Here is a 7543-nt window from a genome sequence, read left to right as displayed (position 1 = left end):
GTGGGAAACGCGACCACCGAGTCGGCCGCCAGGATCTCGACGGCCCGGCGAATCCCGGCCGCATCAGCGGCGACGATCACGGAAGGAGAAGCTTGGCGAGCGGGACCGTCGTGTCCTCGATCTCGTCGCCGATGCGCTGGAACGTCTGGTCGCCACGGCCCCACGGGTCGTCCAGGTCGTCGCCGGGCTGCGGGTCGCTGTCGCCACGCAGCCGGGCGGCCGCCGCGACGATCGCCGAACCCCGGGCGTGCACGGCGTCCGGTTTCGGCTCGGCCGGCGGCAGGGCGGACCTGTCGATGCCGGCCAGCAGGCGGCCGAACTCGCCGAGCACGAACGTCCGCTCGGCGGCGTCCGGGCGCAGCGCGACCACGTAGTCGTACTGGTCGGAGGTGGCGGTGAGGATCAGGTCGGCCTCGTCGATGAAGTCGCCGCGCAGCTTGCGGGCGGCGAAACCCTCGTCGGAACCGCGCCGGGCACGGACCTGACGGGCCGCCGGCGGGTTCATCTCCTCGCCTTCGTGCCAGCCACCGGTGCCGGCGCTGACGCTGCGGAGCAGGTCGGGCTCACCGGACCGGTCGCGCACGGCCCGGGCCAGCAGGCGCTCGGCCATCGGCGACCGGCAGATGTTGCCCATGCAGATGTGCAGGACGGTGAACGGCGCCACGTCAGGCCTGCCCATCAACGATGTCGGGAACCACGTCACGCAGTTTCTCGAGGGGGATGGCGCCGGCCCGCAGCATCAGTGGCACGTCACCGGTGACGTCCACGATCGTGCTGGGTGCCGGGTCCAGGGCGGGACCGGCTTCCAGGTAGACGCGAACCGCGTACTCCAGCTGGTCGCGGGCCTCGTCGGCGGTGAGCGGGGCGGGCGAGCCGAGCTTGTTCGCTGTGGTGACGGCCATCGGGCCGACCTCGCGCAGCACCTCGAGGGCGACCGGGTGCAGCGGCATCCGCACGGCCACCGAGCCGCCGGTGTCGCCGAGGTCCCACTGCAGGCTGGGCGAGTGCTCCACGATGATGGTGAGCGCGCCCGGCCAGAACGCGTCGGCCAGCTCACGGGCGGCCCGGGGCAGCGAGTAGACCAGGCCGTCCAGGGTGTGCCGGGAGCCGACCAGCACGGGCGGCGGCACGCGCCGGTCCGAACCGCGGGCGTGGTGCAGCTGGGTGACCGCATGGGCGGTGAAGGCGTCCGCGCCGACGCCGTAGACCGTGTCGGTGGGGAAAACCACGAGTTCGCCGCTCTTGACCGCCTCGACGGCCGCCGCGATGCCACGGTCCCGGTCGGCGACGGTGGCACAGTCGTAGAGCATCACGACGTGCAGTCTGCCATGCCTTTACCGAAGACGAGCGGTCGCATATCGCGGGCGGCCGGTGAGGTCGTCGTGGGCCGTCACCTCGGCGAACCGTCCGTCGGCATCGAGCAACCCGGGTACGGCCGTGCCGTGCACGTCGTCGTGCTCGATGCCGAGCACACCGCCGGGGCGCAGCAGCTTCGCGGCGAGAGCGATCACCGGGCGGATCACGGTGAGCCCGTCACCGCCGCCGAAGACCGCCTCGGCAGGGTCGTGATCGGACACCTCGGGGGGCACAGGAGTGCCGTCCGGGACGTACGGCGGGTTACAGAGCAGCACATCCACCTGACCGTGCAGATCGGACAGCAGATCAGGATCGGTCACATCGCCTTCGATTACGCGTACCGAAGGGAAGGGTGTGGCGTTGCGCCGCAGCCAGCGCAAGGCGGACGGTGAGCGCTCGACGGCAATCACCTGGCCGGCTTGTGACTCGTCGGCGACCGAGAGCGCGATCGCGCCGCTGCCGCTGCACAGATCCACCACTGTCGCGCCCGGCGTGGTCTGCTCGATCCCCCACCCGGCCAGCAGCTCGGTCTCCGGGCGGGGAATGAAGACGCCGTCGCCGACGGCGAGTTCCAGATGGCGGAACGCGGCGGTGCCGAGCAGATGCTGCAACGGGATGCGGCGGGCGCGCTCGGCGACCAGCTCGCGAAAACGGGCCGACTCGCCCGGCCGCATCGAGTCGATGATGAGAAGTCTTCCGCGGGACACATCGAGCACGTGCGCGGCCAGTAGTTCCGCATCGACCCGCGGTGATTCGACCCCGGCGGCGGCGAGCTCAGCCGTCGCCGCGGCCAGTTCCGGTGCCAGACGGGTTCGATCCGCGCTCTCGCGGGGGTGTTCGTGGCTCGCCATCACGGCATAATCATGAGACGTCGCGCACGCAGGAGGTCGGCCGGGTGACCCCACGGCGCGCCGAGGCCGTGGGAGGCGCCGGGTGGGTTGGTTGGACCAGCTCGCGAAACATGTCGAGGATCTGCGCCGGGCGGGGCAACTGCAACAGAACGGGCGGTCCGCGCAGGCACTTCCGATCCTCGATGCGGTTCTGGCCGCGTCCGACGATCCCCTGACCCGGGCCTACGCCCTGGTGCAGCGGTTCGGCGCGCTGATCAATCTCGGCCGTGTCGCCGAGCTCTCCGCCGCGATGGCCGCCGCCTCCGAGGCCGTCCGCGAGGTTCCCGATCCCTATCTGCGCGGCCAGATGCACGCGTTCGCCGCCCTCGGCGCGCACCTGCAGAGCAATCTGGACCGCGGGGTGACCCATCTCGTGCAGGCCGCCCGGGCGCTGGCCGCCGTGCCGGAGCGCGACTCGGAGACCGCGTGGGGCTGGCACGACCTCGCCATGGCGTACTCATATCTGGGTTTTCACGGCCAGGCTCTGACCGCGATCGAGCAGGCCCGCGAGGTCGGCGCGAGCGCCGGCCTGGCGCCGGAGATCTTCGCGGCGCCCGGCATCCGGCTGCGCAACGCCGTCGCGCTCGACCATCAGGGCGACACCGACGGCTGCCTGCGGGTGCTGCGCGACATCGACGCCGAGCTCTCCCGATACATCGCGACCGACCAGCTGCGCCCCGGCAGCCGGACGGTCTACGGATACGCCCTGGCCCGCCGGGCCGCGCTGGGTGAGCCGACCGGCGCCGACGCCGCGCCCTGGCTGATCGGCGGCGGCGACAGTGTGCGGACCCGGGACCTGCGGCATCTCGGCGCGGTCTGCCTCACCATCGCGGACGGCAAACCGGAGCGGGCTCTGTCCATGCTGGAGGCAGTGCCGGTCTCCGCCGAGGTGCTCGGCGCGCCCGAGCCGGCCCGGCTGCGCAGCATCTGCCACGCCAGCGCCGGCGACCACGCGGCCGCGCACGCCGCCGATCGGTACGCGTTCCGCCTCGCCGCCCAGCGCATCGACCAGCTGCGCGACGGATACCTCGACGGCGTGGCCGCCCGCCTGGACGCGCAGGAGACCCACCGTGACTCCGGTCGCTACGGTGACGAGACCCTGGTCGACCCGCTGACCGGGCTGCCCAACCGCCGTCAGCTGGAGCGTTACGTGGAAACCTTGCTCGCCCGGGGTGAGCGGGCCGCGATCGGGATCTGCGACATCGTCGGGTTCACCGCGGTCAACGCCCGGCACGGCCGGCATCGCGGCGACCTGGTGCTCCAGCGCATCGCCGGCGTGCTGCACAAGACGATGCGCCGCGGCGACTTCGTGGCCCGGTTCGCCGGTGACGAGTTCGTGCTGGTCCTGCCGGGCGCCGGGCCGAGCCAGGCGGCCGAGGTGGCCCGCCGCATCGGCGCGGCCGCCGACTCGGAGAACTGGCAGGGCCTGGTTCCCGGCTCGCCGATCGGGCTGGCGGCCGGGTGGTCCGAGGTGGGCCGCAACGGCCGTGGGCTCAGCGCCGCCCTGGCCGCCGCGGCAGCGAGCCGGAAACAGACGTAAATGGCGGTGATCGAGCTCGGCGACATGACGGACGCCCGCCCCACTCCGGCGGCGGGCCCGATCACCGCCGGACTCGATCGCCGCCGGATCCGGCAGTCCGTCCTGTTCGCGGTGCTGCTGCTGGTGCTGGCCTGCGGTGGCGCCGTCCGGCCGGAGCCACCGAGCCTTCGCCAGCTGTGGACCACGCCGTACAACTCGGAGAAGAGCATCGTGCTCTCCGCCGAGATCCTCTACATGGTCAGCGGCGGTGACCGGGCCGAACTGGAGGCGTTCTCGCTGGCCGACGGGCGGCGGCTGTGGCGCTGGGGCACCGACGCCCACCTGATCGGCGTGAACCCCGCGCCGGGCGGCGGGCCGGTGCTGGTCTCGATCGACCCGGCCTCGGCCGGAACCGCGGGCGGCCCGGCCGCACAGGCCTCCCGGACCACCGTCGCCCTGCGTGCCGGCTCCGGTGCGGAGCTGTGGCGCCGGGCCGGCGAGCCGCTCTGGCAGGGCATCGACCGCACCGACGTGATGCTGACCGAATTCGATCCCCGAGGCGGCATCGCGGCGGTGTCCCGGGTCCGCATCGAGGACGGCGAGCCGATCTGGACCAGCCAGGGCACCACGGTCCGGGAAGCCATCGTCGAGATCGCCGGCGGCCGGATGAACCGGGTGATCACCAGGACCACCGCCGGTGACGTCACGGTCCTGCGGCACGCCGACGGCACCCGCGAGGCGGCCGCGCGGGTCGCGCCGATCAAGACCGGTTACAACGACTTCACCGCCCGCGATGGCCGTCTCTGGGTGGCCGTCTCCCCCGATGACGGGCCTACCTCCGTCGGCGTCTACCGGCTGGACACCCTCACCGAGACGCGTCGTCGTGACGACATCACCGACTGCGGCACGATCATCTGTTCCTGGGGGCAGGGCGGATTCGTCGCGCTCGACCCCGGGAACGGCCGCGAGCTGTGGCGCGGCCCTGAGATCATCGCCTCCGTGGTGACCGACGATCGACTTCTCACCGACCAGCAGACCGGCGGCGAGCACACCCTGCTCGACAGCCGGACCGGCCGGGCGCTGTCCGGCAGCGTGCACGGGTGGGTGGCCTGGGCCGATCGCTGGGACGACGAGGTCCTGCTGCTGCGCCCGTCCACCGAGCCGATCGGCCGGACCTCGGTCACCCGCATCGATCTGCGTACCGGCCGGACCGCCCTGCTCGGCTCGCTCGAACCGCTGCCCGACCAGCAGTCCTGCCGGACCACACCGGGTTATCTGATCTGCACCGGCTGGGACCGGGTCATCGTCGCCGCGGTGCCGTGATGACCGTGATCGACCTGGGCGAGTTCAACAACAGCCTCCCGAGCGAGCCCGAGACACCCACCATCAAGACCGAGTTCAACCCCCATTCGGTACGCCGAATGCTCCTCACCGTCATCGTCCTGGCCTGCGCGTTCCTGGTCGGCCCCGGTGAGCCGCCCGGGCTGCCGCTCGTCCGCGACCTCTGGTCGGCGCCGATCACCGATCAGGACTCGATGACGATCCGCGCCGACGGCATCTTCGTCTTCCGCAACACCGGCATCAACCAGGTGGACCTCACGGCCTACGAGCCGGCCACCGGCAAAGTCCTCTGGTCGCGGCCCAGCGAGGGCAACGTCAACTGGATGTACCAGGGCGAGGAAGCCGGGCTGCTGCTGATCCCCGGCGACGAGAAATTCTCGAACCTCGAGTACGACGACGGCAGCTTCGGCCAGATCGCGTACGGCGGCGCCACCACGGCCATGGACGCGCGCACCGGGGAACGACTCTGGAAGGTGACCGGCGAGGTGCAGGCTGCGGCTTCCGGGTCGGTGCTGCTGGCCGAGCGCAATCCGGAGGGGAACTTCGTGTCGGTGTGGCTCGCGGATGCGCGTACCGGCGCCGAGATCTGGCGCCGCCCGGTCAGCGAGACGCTGCACATGATCGTCAAGAACGAGGGTCCGGCGCCGGTCCTGGTCGTCCTCGCCGACCCGACCGGCCGGACGACGGTGCTGCGGTACGCGGACGGCTCGCTCATCAAGGAGAAGCAGCTGCCCTGGACGCCGGCGCAGCCGGACAGCGGCATCGACACGTACCTGACCATCGCCGACGACCTGGTGATGGTGAGCCGCAACGACCCGGCGAAGGCCCGGCTCGCCGCCTATCGCACCGGCAGCCTGGAACGGCTGTGGGAGATCGAGGCGCCGTCGTACTCGTACCTGATGGAGTGCGGTCCGACGCTCTGTCTCGCCGACGGCCTGACCCTGCAGGGCCTCGACCCGCTCACCGGCCGCAAGGTCTGGGAGCGCACCGGCGAGTCCAGCGGGCTGATGCTGGTCGGCGGTTACATTCTCGCCTCGAACAACGCCGACCCGCCGGCCCAGTTCCTGGTCGACCCGGCCACCGGCGAGCAGATCGGCGCCGGCGGCGTGGGCTGGCCGGTGCGGTACGAGCCGTTCGACGGCTCGATCGTGCTGCTGCACCGGATCTACGGCGAAGGGCCGCTGCGTGACGCGGTCGACCATCTCGACCTCACCACCGGCGAGATCACCCGGGTCGGCCAGCTGGCGTCGTCGGCCGACCAGGTCGAGGGCTCACGCTGCGACGCGGCCGGCCGTTACCTCGCCTGTCAGCGGACCGGCGAGGTGGTGGTCACTTCTGTCGGCTGAGTTCCGTTTCGCCGGCCAGGCGGGCGTCCCGGTCGGCCTGGGCCAGAGCGTCCAGCACACCGTCCAGCTCGCCGCCGAGGACCAGGTCGAGGTTGTACGCCGTGTACCCGATCCGGTGGTCGGTGATCCGGTTCTGCGGGAAGTTGTACGTGCGGACCCGCTCCGAGCGGTCCACCGTACGAACCTGGGACTTGCGCACGTCGCCGGCCGCCGCGTCCGCCGCCTCCTGCGCCTGCACCAGCAGCCGGGACCGCAGGATCCGCATCGCGGACTCCTTGTTCTGGAGCTGGCTCTTCTCGTTCTGGCAGCTCACGACGGTGCCGGTGGGCAGGTGGGTGATCCGGACCGCGGAGTCGGTGGTGTTGACCGACTGGCCGCCGGGGCCGGACGAGCGGTACACGTCGATCCGCAGGTCACCGGGCTCGATATGAACCTCGACGTCCTCGGCCTCGGGCAGCACCAGCACGCCGGCCGCCGAGGTGTGGATCCGGCCCTGGGACTCGGTGACGGGCACACGCTGCACCCGGTGCACGCCGCCCTCCCACTTCATCCGGGACCAGACGCCGTGGCCGCCCGCCGGGACGCCCTTGGTCTTCACCGCGACGGAGATGTCCTTCACACCGCCGAGGTCCGACTCCTGCGAGTCGATCACCTCGACGATCCAGCCGCGCCGTTCCGCGTACCGGGTGTACATGCGCAGCAGGTCACTGGCGAAGAGCGCGGACTCCTGGCCGCCCTCACCGGCCTTGATCTCGACGATCACGTCCTTGGCGTCGCTCGGGTCGCGCGGCATCAGCATCTCGCCGAGCTTCGCCTCCAGCGCCGGGAGCACGGCGGCGACCGCTTCGACCTCGGAGGCGAACGCCGGGTCCTCGGCGGCCAGCTCCTTCGCCGCGGCCAGATCGGCGCGGGCCGCCTCCAGCTCGTTGTGCGCGGTGTTCAGCGGGGCCAGCTCGGCGAAGCGGCGGCCGACCCGGCGCACCAACGCCTGGTCAGCGTGGATGGAGGGGTCCTCCATCTGCCTCTCCAGGCCCGCGTACTCATCGAGAAGCATGGTCAAACGGTCGTTGCTCATCGATCTCTCCCAAGCC

General features: G+C 71.7%; 7 protein-coding genes. 3 read left to right on the top strand and 4 right to left on the bottom strand.

The window, feature by feature from the left end:
- Nucleotides 1–76: 76 nt before the first annotated feature.
- The 3 genes from B0I29_RS26860 to prmC are packed head-to-tail and all read right to left on the bottom strand — an operon-like array spanning nucleotide 77 to nucleotide 2207.
- Nucleotides 77–664: an arsenate reductase/protein-tyrosine-phosphatase family protein gene (locus tag B0I29_RS26860; RefSeq protein ID WP_111651851.1), complete on the bottom strand. Its 588-nt coding sequence runs from the start codon at nucleotides 662–664 to the stop codon at nucleotides 77–79.
- A gap of 1 nt (nucleotide 665) precedes the next feature.
- The gene (locus B0I29_RS26855) at nucleotides 666–1310 is read right to left on the bottom strand and encodes an L-threonylcarbamoyladenylate synthase (RefSeq protein WP_245972756.1); all 645 of its coding nucleotides are present in this window, start codon (nucleotides 1308–1310) and stop codon (nucleotides 666–668) included.
- Between the two features lie 24 nt (nucleotides 1311–1334).
- Nucleotides 1335–2207 carry a peptide chain release factor N(5)-glutamine methyltransferase gene (gene prmC / locus B0I29_RS26850; protein WP_111651849.1) on the bottom strand — a complete coding sequence of 291 codons (873 nt, stop codon included), beginning with the start codon at nucleotides 2205–2207 and terminating at the stop codon, nucleotides 1335–1337.
- Nucleotides 2208–2289: 82 nt separating this feature from the next.
- Here prmC and B0I29_RS26845 point away from each other — a divergent pair, with 82 nt between their 5' ends.
- From B0I29_RS26845 to B0I29_RS26835, 3 genes are read left to right on the top strand one after another with little or no spacing between them, the layout of a single operon-like run.
- Nucleotides 2290–3786, top strand: coding sequence for a GGDEF domain-containing protein (locus B0I29_RS26845; protein ID WP_111651848.1), 1497 nt, complete (start codon nucleotides 2290–2292; stop codon nucleotides 3784–3786).
- Nucleotides 3787–5088, top strand: coding sequence for a PQQ-binding-like beta-propeller repeat protein (locus tag B0I29_RS26840; protein WP_111651847.1), 1302 nt, complete (start codon nucleotides 3787–3789; stop codon nucleotides 5086–5088).
- Nucleotides 5088–6452: an outer membrane protein assembly factor BamB family protein gene (locus B0I29_RS26835; protein WP_111651846.1), complete on the top strand. Its 1365-nt coding sequence runs from the start codon at nucleotides 5088–5090 to the stop codon at nucleotides 6450–6452. The genes B0I29_RS26840 and B0I29_RS26835 overlap by 1 nt, the downstream gene beginning before the upstream one ends.
- On the opposite strand, the gene prfA is transcribed toward B0I29_RS26835, so the two are convergent.
- Entirely contained in the window at nucleotides 6436–7527 is a 1092-nt protein-coding gene (gene prfA / locus B0I29_RS26830) for a peptide chain release factor 1 (protein WP_111651845.1), read from the bottom strand. The two genes, B0I29_RS26835 and prfA, sit on opposite strands and share 17 nt — an antisense overlap.
- Between the last annotated feature and the right edge of the window lie 16 nt (nucleotides 7528–7543).

Source organism: Actinoplanes lutulentus (assembly GCF_003259845.1).
GTDB lineage: Bacteria > Actinomycetota > Actinomycetes > Mycobacteriales > Micromonosporaceae > Actinoplanes > Actinoplanes lutulentus.
Note: the sequence above shows the minus strand (reverse complement) of the source record. Positions and strands in the feature narration are given on the sequence as shown.

Bases quoted from the DNA above. Each gene is read 5' to 3' on its own strand.
- B0I29_RS26855 (WP_245972756.1), bottom strand. From the start codon at position 1,310: ATGCTCTACGACTGTGCCACCGTCGCCGACCGGGACCGTGGCATCGCG.
- prmC (WP_111651849.1), bottom strand. From the start codon at position 2,207: ATGGCGAGCCACGAACACCCCCGCGAGAGCGCGGATCGAACCCGTCTG.
- B0I29_RS26840 (WP_111651847.1), top strand. From the start codon at position 3,787: ATGGCGGTGATCGAGCTCGGCGACATGACGGACGCCCGCCCCACTCCG.
- B0I29_RS26835 (WP_111651846.1), top strand. From the start codon at position 5,088: ATGACCGTGATCGACCTGGGCGAGTTCAACAACAGCCTCCCGAGCGAG.
- prfA (WP_111651845.1), bottom strand. From the start codon at position 7,527: ATGAGCAACGACCGTTTGACCATGCTTCTCGATGAGTACGCGGGCCTG.